Source organism: Actinoplanes sp. ATCC 53533, assembly GCF_003947245.1.
The window spans coordinates 232,400-249,806 of sequence record NZ_QHHV01000046.1 but is presented as its reverse complement, the minus strand read 5'-3'; the positions used below and the strand labels follow the sequence as shown (position 1 = coordinate 249,806).

Sequence of the window (17,407 nt, the reverse complement as noted above, 5' to 3'; positions counted from 1 at the left end):
CGTGGTGGTCCGCGAGTTCCACCCGCTGCGGGTGGCCGCCGTCGAGCGGCTCTGCGACGACGCGGTGGCTGTCACCTTCGACGTGCCCGCGGAGCTGGTCGGCCGGTACACGTTCCGGCCCGGTCAGTCGCTCACCGTGCGCCGCGCCGGCGCCGGCGCCGACGAGCGCCGCACCTATTCGATCTGCGCGCCGGCCGGTGCGCGGCCGCGGATCGGCGTGCGTGAGGTTCCCGGTGGCCTGGTGTCGTCCTGGCTCGTGCACGGCCTGCGGGCCGGTGACGAGGTCGAGGTGGCACCGCCTACCGGCACCTTCACCCCCGACCTCGAAGCCGGCGGCCGGCACGTGCTGATCGCCGCGGGCTCCGGCATCACCCCGGTGTTGTCGATCGCCGCCTCACTGCTGCGGCACCCGGAAGCCCAGGTCAGCATCCTGTACGGCAACCGGCGCGCCGACACCGTCATGTTCGCCGAGGAACTCGCCGACCTGAAGGACACCCACCCGGCCCGCCTCGAACTGGTGCATCTCCTCTCCCGTGAACCCCGCGAGGTCGACCTGCTGACCGGACGGCTCGACGCCGACAAGTTGCGTGCCCTGCTTCCGCTGCTGATCGACATCGGCGCCGTGGAGCACTGGTGGCTGTGCGGGCCGTTCGGCATGGTCACCGCGGCGACCGAGGTGCTCGGCGAGCACGGCGTGCCGGCCGAGCGGGTGCACCGCGAGCTGTTCTGGGTGGACGAGGCGCCGCCGGCACCGGTCCGCGAGGAGCACACGCCGGAGGGGCCGAGCAGCGAGGTCACCGTGATGCTCGACGGCCGCTCGACCACGGTCACCGTGCCGCAGGGCGAGACCGTCCTGGAAGGCGCGCAGCGTTCCCGTCCGGACCTTCCGTTCGCCTGCAAGGGCGGGGTGTGCGGCACCTGCCGGGCACGGGTGGTCGAGGGTGAGGTCGTGATGCGGCGCAACTTCGCGCTGGAGCCCGCCGAGGTGGCGGCGGGCTTCGTCCTGACCTGCCAGTCGACGCCCACATCCGCGAAGGTCATCGTCGACTTCGACGACTGAGAGGGGCGGCAAGCGGCCGAGAAGGGCCGCGCACCGGCCGGCGGTCCGGGCCTGGCCAGCGGCCCGGACCTTACCCGCCGCCTGGTCCGAGTGCGGGCGGCCGACCGCCGGGACTCAACGGCCGTGCCTACCCGGCCGTGCCTACCCGGCCGTGCCTACCCGGGCCGCGCCCATCCGGGCCGCGCCCATCCGGGCCGCGCCCATCCGGGCCGCGCCTTCCCGGTGGCGCCTTCCCGGTCGCGCCTACCCGGGCCCGGCCGCAGGTTCGCGTCGAGGGGGTTCGTCCATGCCCGACGGCCGATAGAGTGCGAGCAATTCTCACGTTCGCGTCCGAGGGGGTCTTTCATGAGTCAACCGTTGCCGGCGTTTCCCGAGGGCTTCACCTGGGGCGTCTCCACGTCCGCCTACCAGATCGAGGGTGCGGTGACCGAGGGCGGGCGCGGGCCGTCGATCTGGGACAAGTTCTGCCGGGAGCCCGGCCGGGTTCAGCGCGGCGAGACCGGCGATGTCGCTGCCGACCACTACCACCGCTACGCCGAGGACGTCGGGCTCATGGCCGATCTCGGCATCGGTGCGTACCGTTTCTCGATCGCCTGGCCGCGGATCCAGCCCACCGGGACCGGCCCGGCCAACCCGGCCGGCCTGGCCTTCTATGACCGGCTTGTGGACGCGCTGCTGGAGCAGGGCATCGATCCGATCGCCACGCTGTTCCACTGGGACATGCCGCAGCCGCTGGACGACGCCGGTGGCTGGGCCAACCGGGACACCGCGGCCCGGTTCGGCGAGTACGCGGATCTGGTCGCCGCCCGGCTCGGCGACCGGGTCAAGCTGTGGATCACCCTGAACGAGCCGGTCATGCACACCTACCTGGGGCACATGGACGGCAGCCACGCGCCGGGCCGGACCGGGCTCGACAGCGCGTTCCCGGTCGTCCACCACCAGTTGCTCGGTCATGGGCTCGCCGTCGCGGCGATCCGCCGGCACACCAGCGGCGCCGGGGTGAGCATCGCCAACAACTACACCGCGGTCTGGGCGGTCGGCGCGGACGGCACTCGCGACAGCGCCGGCGACGAGGATCGAGCAGCCGCCGCCGGGTACGACCTGTTGCACAATCGGCTGTTCACCGATCCGCTGCTGCTCGGCAGCTACCCGCCCGGATACGAGATGCTTGCCGGGGCCGACGTCGACAGCGTCGTGCTCGACGGCGATCTGCGGGTCATTTCGACGCCGCTCGACTGGCTCGGGGTGAACTATTACAACCCGTCCGGCATCGGCGCCCCGCAGCCGGACGCACTGATGCCGTTCGACGCACCGCCGCTGGCCGGCTTCCCGACCACCGGCTTCGACTGGCCGATCGCACCGGATGGCCTGCGGGAGGTGCTGGTCGGGTTGCACGAGCGGTATCCGGGGAAGATGCCGCCGATCTGGATCACCGAGAACGGTTGCGCCTTTCCGGACGGCGACGGCCCCGACACCGATCGGATCGCGTATCTGGACGGCCACATTCGCGCGGTCCACGCCGCGATGGCCGCCGGGGTCGACGTCCGCGGCTACTTCGTCTGGTCGCTGCTGGACAACTTCGAGTGGGCCGAGGGATACAGCCAACGGTTCGGTCTCGTGCGCGTCGACTTCGACACCCAGCGGCGTACGCCCCGGGCATCGTTTGACTGGTACCGCGACCTGATCCGCGGCGGAACGCAGTGACCCCCGGCGCCGATGCCGATGCCGATGGCCGCGACTGAGCCCGTCCCCTGCCTGCGGCGCTGGCCGAACCGGCCGTTCCGGGTACGCGTCCTTGGAAGTCATCCGCGCCCGGATGCCCGGGGCCGCGGCGATCCGCGGTGCCCGGTCAACCCTGGCCGGCTCGGGCCAAGGCGACCTCAGCCTCGGCGGCAAGGGCTGTGACCAGGTTCGCTGCGGAGGGCACGTCCCTGATCAGATCGGTGCCCTCACCGGCCCAGACCGGTGACGGGGGAATGACGCCCCGCTCGATATCGCTCTGATAGTCCCGCCTGGCCCGGGGATCACCGGCCAGCTTGGCTTCCCGGCCGCGCCACCGGTCAAGATGCGGATGACCGAGAGTGCGGGCGGTGTATTCCGCCGGCCACCGGGAGCCGCGGACGATGTCCAGGATCGCGCTGCGCTCGGTGTCCTCGCCGTGCCCTTCGACGATCGCTTTGACGATCGCCGGATCGGCCAACGCCTCGGTGGTGGCCTGAAAACGGGTGCCGATCACGGCCCCCGCGGCTCCCAGGGCAAGGACCGCGGCGATTCCGCGTCCGTCGGCGATCCCACCGGCCGCCAGCACCGGCACCGATCCCGCGAGGTCCACCACGACCGGAACGAACGGCAACGTGGATCGCCCACGCCGCGCGCCATGACCACCGGCCTCGGTTCCCTGCGCCACGATCACGTCTGCGCCCAGATCCACGGCGCGCCGAGCCTCCCGTAGGTCGGTCACCTGAAGGATCAGAGCCGCCCCGGCCTTGCGGACGGTCTCCGTGAACGGGGCCGGGTCGCCGAAGGACAACATCACCGCGCTCGGGCCGTACTCCAGCGCATGCTCCACAACTCCAGGCGTGGCCGCCCAGGTCAGAAAGCCCACGCCCCACGGCCCGCCGGCGGCCGCGGCGACGATCGGCAGCTCGCGATCCAGCCACTCCCGGTCCCCGCCGCCCACCATCCCGAACCCGCCGCCGCGAGACACCGCCGCGGCCAGCGCACCACCGGCCGATCCACCCATCGGCGCCGATCCGATCGGATGTCGCATCCCGAACAACCTCGTGAACCCCGTCGACAAAGCCATAATCACATTGTCGCCGCGGAATCCCGCCAGCAAGGTGAGGCGCTGCCTCACCTTCACTGGCAACGGACACGCGATCGGTCCCCGAGGGTGCGCTACCGGGATTCTTCGGGCATCTTGGAAAAGACGCGAGCCGACGAAGGAGATGCTGATCATGGCTATGCCACCCGTTGTCGATCATGCGACCTGGCGCAAGGAGCTGGACGAACTGCGCGCCCGCGAGAAGGCGGCCACCCGGGAGCTCGACGCGATCGCCGCCCAGCGACGGCGCCTCCCCATGGTGCGGATGCCCGCATACACCCTGGTCGGTGCCGACGGGCCGGTCCGGCTCGTGGACATCTTCGACGGCAGGTCGCAGTTGATCGTCTACAACCACATGTGGGATCCGGACGCCGAGTGGCAGTGCGGCGGCTGCACCAGTCTCACCTCGTCGTTCACCCGGCTGGGTTTCCTCGACAACTACGACGCCCGGTTCGTGATCGTCACCCAGGGCCCGATCGAGGCGGCCCTCGCCTACGCCGAGCGCGTCGGCAACAGGATGACGTGGTATTCCACGGCCGGCAGCCAGTTCGGGGCCGACGTCGACGCACCACCGCGTGGCGGGTTCGCGCTGAACGTCTTCCTGCGGGACGGCGAGACCGTGTACCGCACCTGGCACACGACCGGTCGCGGGGTCGAACAGCTCACCTACACGTTCGCCCTGGTCGATCTGCTGCCCTACGGGCGGCAGGAGGAGTGGCAGGACTCCCCGGAGGGCTGGCCGCAGGCACCGACCTACAGCGGTTGGCTCGACTCGCCCGATGTCGCCCGGTTGTACGGTCCCCCGACCTGACCGTCCCGGGAGCGCGAGCGAGCCCGCCCGGCCGGCGTCAAGCGGAGTCGGTGGGCAGGCCCGCCGCCACCCAGTCGGATCGAAAAGGGGGACGCGACACAGTGACGGCCCGGGCGGCGCGCGTCGGATCGAAAAGGAACGAGACCGCGACAAGCACCGCCGCGCGGTCGACGGGGTGTGACACAGTCCACTAGGCTCGCTGGCCGGCGCGCAGGTCCACTGGAGAGGAGCGCTGGAGTGATCGAGCACGAGGTAGCGCCCCGCGGCGTTGACGTGACCAAGCCCAGCATCGCCCGGGTCTACGACTTCATGGTCGGCGGCAAGGACAATTTCGCGGTCGATCGGATCGCCGCGGAACGCGCGCTGGCCATCATTCCGGACGCACCGGAGGCGGGCCTCGCCTGCCGCGCGTTCCTGCGCAGGGCCGTCCGCTATCTGGCCGCGGACGTGGGCATCCGGCAGTTCCTCGACATCGGCTCGGGTCTGCCCACCGAGACCAATGTGCACCAGGTCGCGCACGACGTGGATCCGGCGGCCAGAGTCGTCTATGTGGACAATGACCCGATGGTGCTCGTGCACGGTCGCGCGCTGCTCGCCGACAACGACAACACCACGGTCATCGAGGCTGACATCCGCGCGCCCGAGGCGATTCTCGAACACGGAGCCGTGCGCCAGTACCTGGATTTCACCAAGCCGATCGGCCTGCTGCTGCTGTCGATCCTGCACCACCTGCACGACGCGGAGGAGCCGGCCAGGGTCGCGGCGACCCTGCGCGACGCGCTGCCGTCGGGCAGCCACCTGGCGGTCATCCACTTCTGGGACCCGGCCGAGGAGCACCCGGACATCTCGGCGAAGGTGCACGACGCCGAGCGGGTGTTCAACGAGACCCTGGGCACCGGCCGCTGGCGGCAGCGCGCCGAGATCGAGGCGTACTTCGGCGACTTCGAGATGGTCGAGCCCGGTCTCGTGCCGCTGGCCGAGTGGCGAGCCGACCCGGGGGCCATGGCCGAGCAGCAGGTCAGCTACTACACCATGATCGGCGGGGTGGCGCGAAAGCCGTGAAGGCGCACGCCCGCGGGCGGCCGTACCCGGGGGATCAGTGCGTCGCGGTCCGGCGTGGCCGGGCCAGCCGGACGCCGGCGGCGGCGCTGACCGCGACGGCGCCGAGGACCAGCAGCGCGGAGTCCAGGCCGCTGATCGCGCCGCTGAGCGCGAGCACCGCCAGCGGGCAGACGAACTGGCCGATGAACAACGCCGAGGTCCAGATCCCGGTGCCGCGGCCGCGCTGTTCGAAGGTCAGCGAGCCCAGCGCCCAGGTCAGCAGCGCGGGCAGCAGCAGGCCGTTGCCGAAGCCGGTCACGACCGCGCAGACGACGACCACCGGCACGGCCGGCGCGAGGGCCAGGCCGACCAGCCCGAGCCCGGACAGCGCGAACGCCAGCGGCACGGTGACCGCGGCGCCCAGCCGGGCGAGCCGGCCGAACAGGAACGCCCCGGCCGCGGTGCCCAGCGACGCCACGGCGCTGACGGCGCCGATCGTCGCGGTGGATGTCACGCCGATGTCGTCGAGCTTGAAGGAGAGCTCGACGATGAGGACGTAGAAGATCAGTCCGCCGAGCAGCGTGACACCCACCGGCGCGAGCAGTCGCCGACGGGGCAGCGGGGGCAGCTTCTTCGCCGATGCGTGGGCGTGCGGCGTCGGTTGCCAGACATAGCGGGCGGCGAGCGCCGCCAACGGCAGGCTGACGGCGTAGAGCCAGAACGGCGCCCGCCAGTCCTGGGCGCCCAGCGCGCCGCCGACGCCGAAGAATATGGTGGCGGAGACGGTGGTGTAGACGACCTGCAGGCCGAAGTAGCGGTCCCGTTGGTGGCCGTGGAAGTAGTCGGCCAGCAGGGTGGTGCAGCAGGTCATGATCGCCGCCTCGGTCAGGCCGACGAGGATCCGGCTGGCGACGATGAGCTCCAGCGAGGGCAGCCACAGCGGCGCGGTGCCGACGAACGCGTAGCCGATCAGCGCGCCGACCAGCAGCCGCTTGCGGCCCAGCCGGTCGACGATCCGGCCGGCGATCATCGCGGTGAGCCCGATGATCAGCGCGGGCGCGGTCAGCACGATCGGGGTGAGTGCCTCGACGCCGGCGGTGCCGGCGAAGGCATCCTCGATGCGCGGCAGCACCGGCGCGAGCAGCACGGCGCCCAGGACGGACAGGCAGCTGGACAGCAGCAGGATCAGTGCCTCGACGCGCCCGGCGGGGCGTCCGGTGGCCGGGTCGACGGCGACCTCACCGAGGAGGTCGGCTTGGGTAGCGCTCATGGGGACTCTCCGGCGGTCAGGCAGCCGATCGAGGTGACCGGCATCACTGCTTCAGCAGTGTTCGCACCCGCGTGCCGGAGCGGAAATCACTTCTGCTGAGGCGGGCTATCAACGAGGCTGATGCCGACCGCGCGGACGACGACATCACGCAGATATTCGTGCTCCGGGTCGGCGTCGTACATCGGGTGCCACCACATCGCCTCGATGAGCGGTGCCGCCTCGAACGGTGGTGCCAGCGCACGTACGCTGCTGTCGGGCGGCAGCAGATCAGCCAGGCGCCGCTGCAGCAGGGCGATCCGGTCGGTGCCGGCGATGAGCCGGGGCACGGTCAGGAAGCTCTCGGTGACGACCTGGACGCGCGGTTCGATGCCGAGCATCCGCATCTGCCGGCCGGCCGTGGTCGACGCGGTCGGCCCGTGGTAGGTCACCAACCAGGGCAGAGTCTCGAGGTGGTCGACGGTCAGCCGGTCGCCGACGGCGGCGTTGTCCGCGGAGACCACGCAGACCCAGTCGTCCTGGTGCAGGTCCTGGTGCGACAGGTCGGTGACGAAGCCGTGCGGCAGCACCATCAGATCGGTGCTCAGCAGCGTCTGGGGGGCCGCCTCGACCCGCTCCGGGGTGTTGGCCAGGAACCGCAGCCGGCTGTGCGGCGCCTCGCTGGCGAGCAGCCTCGCGATGGCACCACCGATGACCGCGACCATGTAGTCGCTGACCAGCAGGGAGAACTCCCGGGTCGACGACGCCGGGTCGAACTCGGGCTGGGCGGTGAAGACCCGCTCCACCCCGGACAGCGCCAGCCGGGTGCGCTCCTTGAGCCGGACCGCCAGCGGGGTGAGCCGGTATTCGTTGCCGGCCCGGGTGAGCAGCTCGTCGTCGAAATGGCGGCGCAGCCGGGCCAGCGCCGCGGACAGGGCCGGCTGGCTCAGCCCCATCTGCGCCGCGGCGCGGGTGACACTGCGCTGCTGCAGCAGCGCGTCCAGCGCCACGAGCAGGTTCAGGTCCAGGCTCGCCAGGTTCACGCGGCCAGGGTATCCACCGCGCTGATGACCCACATACGAAATCTCGTCTTCCCCGATACGTCATCTGTGGCCGACCGTGAGGTGAGCCACAGCGGAGGAGAACTCACATGCGGGAACTGGACCGGGCCGACCCGGCAGGCGCCGTCGCGGCGGCCGCGAAGCGGTGCTCGAACTGGGGCCGCTGGGGCGCCGACGACGTGCTGGGCACGCTGAACTTCCTCGACGACGCCAAGCGGCGGGAGGGCGCGGCGCTGGTCCGCCGGGGCGCCAGCTTGTCCCTCGCGCAGTCCTTCGACGCGAACGGCCCGCAGCACGGCTGGCGGCGGCGCACCAACCCGGTGCACACGATGCTGGACACCGGGCTGGACGCCGAGCGGGGCGTCCAGGGGTTCCCGCACGGCATCGGCGGCGCCGACGACGTGATCTTCATGCCGCTGCAGGCCTCCACCCAGTGGGACGGCCTCGGCCACATCTTCGACCACGGCATGGCCTGGAACGGCCGCCGGGCCGGCGACGTCGTCACCAGCCTGGGCGACTCGGTCACCGGCATCGAGACCGCCGCCGCGCACATCGCCGGCCGCGGCGTGCTGCTCGACGTGGGCCGCGCGTTCGGCGTCGACGGCGAGCTGCCCGACGGCTTCCCGATCACCGCGGAGCACCTCGACGAGACGATCGCGGCGCAGGGCGAATCCGCCCGGGTCGGCCGCGGTGACCTGGTGTGCGTGCGCACCGGCCGGCTCGCGCGGGCCCGGCGGGAGGGCTGGGGTGAATACGCCGGCGGGCCGTCGCCGGGGCTGTCGTTCACCACCGCCGACTGGTTGCACGCCGCCGAGATCGCCGGCATCGCCACCGACACCTGGGGCTTCGAGGTGCGGCCCAACGAGTTCGACGAGGCGTTCCAGCCGCTGCATCAGGTGGTGATCCCGCACCTCGGCCTGTTCATCGGCGAGATGTGGGACTTCGACGCGCTCGCCGCCGACTGCGCCGCCGACGGTGTCTGGGACTTCTTCCTCACCGCCGCCCCGCTGCCCGTCACCGGCGCCGTCGGCGCGCCGGTCAACCCCATCGCCGTCAAGTGACGAAGGACCTTCCGCCATGGCTGCCGTGAACAATGCCCTCGTCGTGGGAAGCGGCCTGGCCGGTATGGCCACCGCCGTCCACCTGGCCTCGCGCGGCGTCGCCGTCGATCTCGTCGAGATCGAGCCCGACGTCCCCGCCCTCGGCTCCGGGATCACCCTGCCCGGCAACGCCCTGCGTGAACTGCGCGGCCTCGGCGTCTGGGAACAGGCACGGCGGAAGGGGTACGCCTTCGACGTCACCGGCCTGCGCGCACCCGATCCCGCCGGCACCGTGGTGGCGGAGTTTCCCGACGCCAAGAGCGGCGGCCCCGACCTGCCCGCGGTCATGGGCATGCCCCGCCCGGACCTGGCCCGGATCCTGGCCGGCCGGGCCGCCGAGGCCGGCGCCGAGGTGAGATTCGGTACGACCGTCGCCGAGCTGACGCAGGACGCCGCCGGGGTCGACACCACCTTCTCCGACGGCTCCACCGGGCGCTACGACGTGGTCGTCGGCGCCGACGGCATCCGCTCCTGGACGCGGCGCGTGCTGGGCATCGGCCTGGAGACCAGGCCGGTCGGCATGGGCATCTGGCGGGCGTCCGGTCCCCGGCCGGCCGGTGTCACCCGGACCGACCTGTACTACGGCGGACCCTGCTACATCGCCGGGTACTGCCCGACCGGCGAGGACTCGCTCTACGCGTACATCGTGGAGGGCGCGCAGGACCGCAGCGGCCTGTCCCCGCAGCAACAGCTCGCCACGATGAAGCGGTTGTCCGAGGCGTACCACGGACCGTGGGACGCGATCCGCGAGACGCTCACCGACCCGTCACGGATCAACTACACCCACTTCCAGACCCACCTGCTCGACGCCCCGTGGAACCGCGGCCGCGTCGTGCTCATCGGCGATGCCGCGCACACCTGCCCGCCCACTCTGGCCCAGGGCGGCGCCATGGCCCTGGAGGACGCCGCCGTCCTGGCCGAACTGCTGATCGAGCACGACGCGGTCGACCAGCGGCTGTGGGACGCCTTCGCCGCCCGCCGCTATGACCGCACGAAGGCCGTCGTCGACGCCTCCAACCAACTCGCCCAGTGGCAGCTCGACCACGAGCACGGCGACGTCCCGAGCCTGGTGCGGCGCATCGCCGAGCTCGTCAGCCAGCCCGCCTGACCCCGACCCGAGGAACGACATGACCCAGCGCCTGATCACCCACCTGCGGCACGTCGACCTGGCCGTGCCCGACTACGCCGCGCAGCTCGACTTCTACACGAACACGTGGGGCCTCAGGGCCGAGCACACCGACAGCGGCCTGACGTTCCTGGCCGCCGAGGGCTCACCCGAGCAGTACATCGTGCGGCTGCGCCACGCCCCGGACAAGCGGATCGACCTGATCGCGTTCGGCGCCGAGACCGCCGCCGATGTCGACACCCTCGCGGCCCGGCTCGCCACCGACGGCGTCCGGCTGGTCAGCGAACCCGGCACGCTGCGGACCCCCGGCGGCGGCTACGGATTCCGGTTCTTCGACAACGAGGGCCGTACCGTCGAGATCAGCGCCGGTGTCGCGGTGCGCAGGCACCGGCCGATCGAGGAAGGTGAGTCCATCCCGGTCCGGTTGTCGCACGTCGTCATCAATTCCGCCGACCCGGAGGGCACTCGTGCCTTCTACGAGAAGCACCTCGCGTTCGCGTTGTCGGACACCCTGCTGCACCCGCGGATGGGCGAGATGATGTGGTTCATGCGGGTCAACCGCTGGCACCACAGCCTGGCGATTGCCCGCGGCCCGCACCCCGCGCTGCACCACGCCAGCTTCGAGCTGCGCGGCCTCGACGAGTACCTGCGCGGCACCGGCCGCGTGCTGCGCGCCGGCGTCGAGAAGATCTGGGGCCCCGGCCGGCACCTGGCCGGCAACAACACCTTCAGCTACTTCCTGGACCCCAGCGGCAACACGATGGAATACACCACCGAGCTGGAACAGATCGACGAGGATGCCTGGCACCCGCACCTCTACGACTTCAGCCGGCCCGAGGTCGCCGACCAGTGGGGCACCGCGAACGCGATGAACGAGTTCGTCGCGAAGCAGTCGTTCAACGACCCGGACCGGGGCCTGTTCCAGGCCCCGCCGGTCTGAGGCGGCCGGCGATGAGGTTCGCCACCTGGCAGTCCGCCGGCCGGACGCGGTCGGGCGTGATCTCCGGCACCGGCGCGCACCCCCTGCCGGACGGGCTGACGGTGCTCGACCTCGTGCGCGCCGGCCTGCCCGCCGCGCTGGAGGCGGGGGAGCGGGCGCTGCGCGCCCCGGCACTGCGGTGGGAGGACGGCCTCCGGCTGCTGCCCCCGCTCACACCCCCGACCGTACGGGACTTCGTCGCGTTCGAGGAGCACGTCGAGGGCGTACGCCGGAGCATCGACGGCGCCGGCGGCGTCCCGCCGGAGTGGTACCAGGCACCGACCTTCTACTTCACCAACCCGTACGCGCTGGTCGGCGCCCACGATGACGTCCCGGTGCCGCCGGGGTCGCAGCGATTCGACTTCGAGCTCGAGGTCGCGGCCGTCGTCGGCCGGGACGGCGCCTCCCTCACCCCCGAGCGGGCCCGCGAGTCGATCTTCGGCTACACCATCCTCAACGACTGGTCGGCGCGCGACCTGCAGGCCCGCGAGATGAAGGTCAACCTCGGCCCGGCGAAGGGCAAGGACTCGGCCAGCACCCTCGGGCCGTGGCTGGTCACCGCCGACGAGCTGGAGCCCTATCGCGACGCCGACGGCTTCCTCGCCCTGGACCTGCGGGTGTCGGTCAACGGCACCGAGATCGGCCAGGACCTGCTGTCCAACATGGGCTGGCCGTTCGAGGAACTCATCGCCTACGCCTCCCGCGGCACCTGGGTGCGCGCCGGCGACGTGCTCGGCTCGGGCACCTGCGGCAACGGCGGCTGCCTGGCCGAGCTGTGGGGGCGCCGCGGCGACCAGGCGCCGCCGCCGCTGGTGCCCGGCGACGTCGTGGAGATGACCGTCGAGGGCATCGGCACGATCCGCAACCGGGTCGTGCCCGGCATCGACCTGCCGCCCGTCCGGCCGGCCCGAGCGCGGCCACGTCTGCGCAAGCGCACCCCGTGACCGACCGAGTGACCAGAGAGGAACCCTCGTGTTCGAGTACTTCCCCGGCAACTACGTCTGGAACCTGGGCGTCGTCGCGGCCCTGAACTCCGGCGGCCTCATCGACGAGATCGACCGCGCCTGCCGGCCGATCAAGGAGGCCGCCACCGGCGGCGAGGACGCCGGCACCCCCGACTTCCTGCGCGCCTGGACCGCGCTGACCGACCGGCTCGTCGGCCAGGCCGAGGAGGCGGAGAGGGCCGGGCACACCCGGACCGCGGGCCAGCTGTACGCGCGTGCCACCAACTACCTGTGCCTGGCCGAGCGGATGCTGTCCAACTCCGACCCCCACCGGATCCCCACCTACCGGCGCGTGCTGGCCCTGCAGGAGAAGGCGTTCGACGCCCGGGTGACCCGCGTGACCATCCCGTACGAGGGGACCACCCTGCCCGCGTACTTCAGCGAGGCACCCGCCGCCGACCACGGAGCCGTCCCGGTCGTCGTGCTGGTCAACGGCCTGGACTCCACCAAGGAACATCAGTACTCCTCGGGCCACTGGGCGGAGCTGGCCGCCCGCGGCATCTCCTGCCTGATGCTCGACCAGCCCGGCACCGGCGAGGCGCTTCGCCTGCGGGGCCTGACCGCCCGGGTCGACGCCGAGGCCTGGGCCGGCGCCGCCGTCGACTGGCTGGAGACCCGAGATGATGTCGACGCCTCCCGGATCGGCATCGTCGGCTGGTCACTCGGCGGCTACTACGCCCCCCGCGCGGCGGCCTTCGAGAAGCGGTTCGCCCTCTGCGTGGCCTGGGGCGCCAACCACAACTGGGGCGCGGTGCAGCGCCGCCGCCTCGAACGCGAGGGCGAGCGCCCGGTGCCGCACTACTGGGAGCACGTCCTCTGGGTCTGGGGCCACACCGACCTGCCGGAGTTCATCGCGTTCGCCGACGCCGTCCACCTCGACGGCGTCGTCGACAAGATCACCGTGCCGTTCCTCATCGCGCACGGAGCCAACGACCGGCAGATCCCCCTGGAGTACGCGCACCGCTCCTACCGGCAGGCGGTCAACAGCCCGAAGCGTGAGCTGCGCGTCTTCACGCCGGAGGAGGGCGGGACCGAACACATCGGCCTGGACCACCTGCCCCACGTGAGCACCTTCATCGCCGACTGGGTCGCCGACACCTTCGCCGAGCTCGCCACCCAGCGCCTAGGTGCGGGCGCACCGGCGCAACGCGTCGACGGTCGTCTCCGGTGAGGTGTTGAAGCAGAACACGATGCCGGGGACAAGGGCGTTGAGGAGATTCACCGCGCGCTCGAACAGCAGCGTGTGCTCGGGCGCGGTGCGCAGTCCCGCGCCGATCATCACGGCCTGGACCGGGCGGGTGGCCAGGCACTCCCGGATCCGCGCCTCCGCCTCGTCCGGGTCGGCGGGGACCTGGCACGACACGATGGCGAACCCGGCCTCGTGCAGAGCCGCCTCGCCAGCCGCTATCCGTGCCGTCAGGGTCGCCTCGTCCAGCCCGGGGTGCCGGCTGTAGTCGAGCGCGCTCGGGTGCAGGCCCAGCGACAGGGTCACCACGGTGCGGTCCCCTCCTGGTCGAAGAACCCGCCGGTCGGGCCGTCCGGGCCGATGCGGGCGAGCCGGACGATCGGGCCGGCCCCCTCGGCCACCGTCTGGTGGCCCCGGTGGCCGGTGAGGTCGGTGGCGGTGTAGCCGGGCTCGACGGCGTTGACCTTGATCCCGTCGAGCGCGCGGGCGTACTGGACGGTGATCATGTTCAGCGCCGCCTTGGCGGCGGGATAGCCGAGCTGCGGCGGCACCGCGTCCAGGACGTGCGGTTGGCCGGAGAACGGGATGGACCCCAGGGTGCTGGATACCATCACGATCCGGGGATGCTCGGCGGCGCGCAGCAGCGGCAGGAACGCGTTGGTCACGCGGACCGGCCCGAGCACGTTGACATCGAACACGTCCTGCAGGTCCGCGGCCCGGGTCTCGTCGACCGCGGTGTGCGGAGCGCCGACGCCGGCGTTGTTCACCAGCACGTCCAGCCGGCCCACCTGGTGGTGCACGGTCTTCGCGGCGGCCGTGACGGACTCGTCGGAGGTCACGTCGAGCGGGATGAACCGCACCGCCAGCTCGGCGGCGGCCGCCCTGCCGCGCGCCTCGTCCCGCGCGGTCAGGAACACATCCCAGCCCAGGGCGGCGAGGCGCCGTACGGTCTCCCGCCCCAGTCCCTTGTTGGCCCCGGTCACCAGGGCGATCGTCGTCATGTGCACAGCCTGTCGGTCATCCGGGCCGATCACCAGGACCGCCGGCGCCTGGGACCAGCGGTACCACCCCGGGCCACCGTTCACCGGGCACAATGGAACACGTGGACAGAGACCAACTCGCGGCCGTGCTGCGCGCCGCCCGGTCCCGGATCACGCCGGCCGACGTCGGATTGCCGGCCGGTCCGCGCCGGCAGGTGCCGGGACTGCGGCGCGAGGAGGTCGCCCAGCTCGCGGGTCTCGGCATCGACTACGTGATCCGGCTCGAGCAGGGTCGCGGTCCGAGGCCGTCGCCCCAGGTGCTCAACGCGCTGGCGCGGGCGCTGCGGCTCAGCGACGACGACCGGAGCACGCTCTTCCGGCTGGCCGGCTCCGCGCCTCCGCAAGCGGCCACCGTTCCCATGCGGGTGCACTGGGCCACCCGGCGGTTGCTGGACCGGATCGGTGAGCTGCCCGCCCTCGTGCTGTCCGCCAAATCCGATGTGCTGGCCTGGAACGCGCTCGCCGCAGCGCTGTTCGGAGACTTCTCCGCCCTGCCACCGGCCCGGCGTAACCTCATCCGCCAGCGGTTTCTCGGCACCGGCATCGGCCGCGTGACGGTGCTCCCCGATCCCCACGCCGACGCCGCCGCGGACTGCGTCGGCAGTCTGCGCACCACGCAGGCCCGCTATCCCGACGACCCCGAGCTGGCCCGCCTCGTCGCCGAGCTGCGGGCCGGCAGCGAGCCGTTCGATCGGCTCTGGCGGGCCGGACGCTCCGGCCGGCGACGATCCGCCGCCACCACCGTCGTCCACCCGGAGCTCGGCTCGCTCACCCTCGACTGCGACGTGCTCCTCGTGCCGGAGGCCGACCAGAGCCTGCTGGTCTACTCGGCGGGGCCGGGCACGCCCGAGGCCTCGGCGCTGGAGCTTCTCCGCGTCACCGGCCTGCGGCATCTCAGTGTGGCGTGACGGCGGCGGTGCCCGCGTAGCTACGTGCTGAGGTCCGCGAGCTGCGGCAGGCCGCCGGCCTGCCAGCGCTGTGCCCAGGCCGGCACCTCCTCGGCGGGCAGCGGCTTGCAGATGTGGTAGCCCTGGGCGAGGTCGCAGCCCATCCGCGCGATGGCCACCATGCTGCGCTCGTCCTCGACACCTTCGACCACCACGTGGAGCGCCGAGGCGTGCGCGAGCTGGACGATCGCCGCGACGATGGCCGCGCCGTTGTCGGTGCTGAAGATCCGCGCGGTGAACTGCCGGTCGATCTTCAGCTCGTCGAGCGGCATGGTGTGCAGGTAGCTCATGGACGAGTAGCCGGTGCCGAAGTCGTCGATCGAGACGCGGACGCCCAGGGCGCGCAACGTGGCGAGCACCGACGTGGCGCGGTCCGGGTCGGTCACCATAGCGGTCTCGGTGATCTCGATGGTGAGCTGGGCGGGGGCCACCGAGTGCGCGCGCAGGCGCTCGGCGACGCGGCCGGGGAAGCTCTCGTCCAGCAGGCAGGCCGAGCCGACGTTGACGGCCACCGGCAGCGACAGCCCTTCGGCGCTCCAGGCCCGCTGCTGGGCGAGCGCCATGGCCAGGATGGCGTCGGTCAGGGGCAGCATCAGGCCGTTCTGCTCGGCGACCGGAATGAACTGGTCCGGCGCGATCAGGCCGCGGGTCGGGTGCCGCCAGCGTACGAGCGACTCGACGCTGTTCAGTTCCCGGGTGGTGGCGCACACCTTCGGCTGGTAGTGCAGCTCCAGTTCGCCGGCCTCGATGGCGTGGCGCAGCTCCCCGAGCACGGACAGCCGCTCGGGGGTGTGATCGTCGGCTGCCGGGTTGTAGAGGGCCACGCCGAGGTGGCCGCGCTTGGCGGTGTACATCGCGATGTCGGCGTAGCGCAGCAGTTCGGCGGCGTCGGCGCTCGGCGACGGGTACAGCGCCGCGCCGACGCTGACGCTGACGTCGACCGCCACGTCCTCGATGTGGGCGACGCCGCACACCGCGGCCAGCATCCGGTGGCCGATCATGAGCAGGTCGTCCGCCGAGGCCAGGCCGGGCAGCAGGACGGCGAACTCGTCCCCGCCGAGCCGGGCGACGGTGTCGCCGCGCCGGGCCGCGGCGGTCAACCGGTCGGCGACCTTGCACAGCAGCACGTCCCCGGCGTGGTGGCCGAGCGTGTCGTTGACTTCCTTGAACTTGTTGAGGTCGAGCAGGAGCAGGCCGACGCTGGTGCTGTCCCGGTCCGCCGCCGCCAGCGCGGCCTCGGTCCGCTCGGCCAGCAGGTCGCGGTTGGGCACGGTGGTCAGCCCGTCGTGGGTCGCCCGGTGCCGGCTGTCCCGGGCCTGCCGTTCGGTGCTGCGCTGGTAGCCGAGCAGCACGAGCGCGCAGAACAGCACCAGTGCGAGGTCCAGGCCGGAGATGGCCAGGACCGCGAACTGCAGGTTCCGGCTCCGTTCCTGGGTCTCGCTCAGCGCCGTGCCGATCTCCAGGCTGTTCCGGGCGACGTTGGCGGCGGCCTGCTTGCGCAGGGCCGAGGCGCTCAGCGCCGCCTGCTCGGCGTTCAGGAGCACCTGCCCGCGGTCGCCGCGCTCGTCGGCGTCGACGAGCCCGCGCAGGGTGTAGCTGTACCCGAAATAGGTGTTCTGCAGCATTTGTGCCTGGAGTGCGTCTTTACGCCCACCATGGGTGTTGAGCCACCGGAGGTTCTCCTCCGCCGAGCCGATCGAGGCGATCAGCGGGGCACGGCCGACCGCGTCGTCGGCCCGCACGAAGTCGACCAGCTGCTCGTACTCGATGCTGATCCGCAGGAAGACCTGGCTCCACTGCTCGCTGATCCGCTCGGTCGCGGCGATCTCGGTCGCGGCGCGCGCGGTGTTCCGGGTGCTCACCACGGCCAGGCCGGCGAGCAGCGTCAGACCGAGGGCCAGGGCGGCGACGGCGCTTCGCGCGACGGCGCGATGGAAGATCCGGGAAACCCGCATGCCACCGCCTCTCCGCCCGCCTCGTCG

At 72.0% G+C, this 17,407-nt stretch carries 16 protein-coding genes; 10 read left to right on the top strand and 6 right to left on the bottom strand.

All coding sequences use genetic code 11. The features are described 5' to 3' along the window. Position 1: 1 nt before the first annotated feature. Both paaE and DMB66_RS17010 read left to right on the top strand, forming a co-directional pair. On the top strand, positions 2–1,060 hold the full coding sequence (gene paaE, locus DMB66_RS17015) for a 1,2-phenylacetyl-CoA epoxidase subunit PaaE (protein ID WP_125805043.1): 1,059 nt from the start codon (positions 2–4) through the stop codon (positions 1,058–1,060). Between the two features lie 345 nt (positions 1,061–1,405). Beyond that, complete coding sequence (locus tag DMB66_RS17010; RefSeq protein ID WP_125805042.1) at positions 1,406–2,764, top strand: GH1 family beta-glucosidase; 1,359 nt, start codon at positions 1,406–1,408, stop codon at positions 2,762–2,764. Between the two features lie 145 nt (positions 2,765–2,909). On the opposite strand, the gene DMB66_RS17005 is transcribed toward DMB66_RS17010, so the two are convergent. Continuing rightward, on the bottom strand, positions 2,910–4,019 hold the full coding sequence (locus tag DMB66_RS17005; protein WP_233624611.1) for a nitronate monooxygenase family protein: 1,110 nt from the start codon (positions 4,017–4,019) through the stop codon (positions 2,910–2,912). Here DMB66_RS17005 and DMB66_RS17000 point away from each other — a divergent pair. Together DMB66_RS17000 and DMB66_RS16995 are read left to right on the top strand one after the other, a co-directional pair. Beyond that, positions 4,018–4,695, top strand: a complete 678-nt coding sequence (locus tag DMB66_RS17000) for a DUF899 family protein (protein ID WP_199752423.1) — start codon at positions 4,018–4,020, stop codon at positions 4,693–4,695. The genes DMB66_RS17005 and DMB66_RS17000 overlap by 2 nt on opposite strands. Positions 4,696–4,932: 237 nt before the next feature. Continuing rightward, a complete protein-coding gene (locus DMB66_RS16995) occupies positions 4,933–5,757 on the top strand; it encodes an SAM-dependent methyltransferase (protein ID WP_125805040.1) in 825 nt (274 codons plus the stop codon). A gap of 34 nt (positions 5,758–5,791) precedes the next feature. On the opposite strand, the gene DMB66_RS16990 is transcribed toward DMB66_RS16995, so the two are convergent. Continuing rightward, positions 5,792–7,006, bottom strand: a complete 1,215-nt coding sequence (locus DMB66_RS16990) for an MFS transporter (protein ID WP_125805039.1) — start codon at positions 7,004–7,006, stop codon at positions 5,792–5,794. A gap of 86 nt (positions 7,007–7,092) precedes the next feature. Continuing rightward, a complete protein-coding gene (locus DMB66_RS16985; protein WP_125805038.1) occupies positions 7,093–8,025 on the bottom strand; it encodes a LysR family transcriptional regulator in 933 nt (310 codons plus the stop codon). Between the two features lie 107 nt (positions 8,026–8,132). Between DMB66_RS16985 and DMB66_RS16980 the strand changes: the two genes are divergently transcribed. From DMB66_RS16980 to DMB66_RS16960, 5 genes are read left to right on the top strand one after another with little or no spacing between them, the layout of a single operon-like run. Then, positions 8,133–9,104: a cyclase family protein gene (locus DMB66_RS16980; RefSeq protein WP_199752421.1), complete on the top strand. Its 972-nt coding sequence runs from the start codon at positions 8,133–8,135 to the stop codon at positions 9,102–9,104. 16 nt (positions 9,105–9,120) lie between these two features. Beyond that, positions 9,121–10,251, top strand: a complete 1,131-nt coding sequence (locus DMB66_RS16975) for an FAD-dependent monooxygenase (RefSeq protein WP_125805037.1) — start codon at positions 9,121–9,123, stop codon at positions 10,249–10,251. 19 nt (positions 10,252–10,270) lie between these two features. After that, the gene (locus tag DMB66_RS16970; RefSeq protein ID WP_125805036.1) at positions 10,271–11,209 is read left to right on the top strand and encodes a VOC family protein; all 939 of its coding nucleotides are present in this window, start codon (positions 10,271–10,273) and stop codon (positions 11,207–11,209) included. Positions 11,210–11,220: 11 nt separating this feature from the next. Then, on the top strand, positions 11,221–12,192 hold the full coding sequence (locus DMB66_RS16965; protein ID WP_125805035.1) for a fumarylacetoacetate hydrolase family protein: 972 nt from the start codon (positions 11,221–11,223) through the stop codon (positions 12,190–12,192). A gap of 28 nt (positions 12,193–12,220) precedes the next feature. Further along, on the top strand, positions 12,221–13,423 hold the full coding sequence (locus DMB66_RS16960) for a S9 family peptidase (RefSeq protein WP_125805034.1): 1,203 nt from the start codon (positions 12,221–12,223) through the stop codon (positions 13,421–13,423). Here DMB66_RS16960 and DMB66_RS16955 read toward each other — a convergent pair. Then, positions 13,376–13,747, bottom strand: a complete 372-nt coding sequence (locus tag DMB66_RS16955; RefSeq protein ID WP_125805033.1) for a hypothetical protein — start codon at positions 13,745–13,747, stop codon at positions 13,376–13,378. The two genes, DMB66_RS16960 and DMB66_RS16955, sit on opposite strands and share 48 nt — an antisense overlap. After that, positions 13,741–14,439 carry an SDR family NAD(P)-dependent oxidoreductase gene (locus tag DMB66_RS16950; RefSeq protein ID WP_125805032.1) on the bottom strand — a complete coding sequence of 233 codons (699 nt, stop codon included), beginning with the start codon at positions 14,437–14,439 and terminating at the stop codon, positions 13,741–13,743. Before DMB66_RS16950 ends, DMB66_RS16955 begins: the two co-directional genes overlap by 7 nt. A gap of 92 nt (positions 14,440–14,531) precedes the next feature. Here DMB66_RS16950 and DMB66_RS16945 point away from each other — a divergent pair, with 92 nt between their 5' ends. Further along, entirely contained in the window at positions 14,532–15,386 is an 855-nt protein-coding gene (locus DMB66_RS16945) for a helix-turn-helix transcriptional regulator (protein WP_199752419.1), read from the top strand. 20 nt (positions 15,387–15,406) lie between these two features. Here the strand turns inward: DMB66_RS16945 and DMB66_RS16940 are convergent, their stop codons facing one another. Further along, complete coding sequence (locus DMB66_RS16940) at positions 15,407–17,380, bottom strand: bifunctional diguanylate cyclase/phosphodiesterase (RefSeq protein ID WP_125805030.1); 1,974 nt, start codon at positions 17,378–17,380, stop codon at positions 15,407–15,409. Positions 17,381–17,407: the final 27 nt, after the last annotated feature.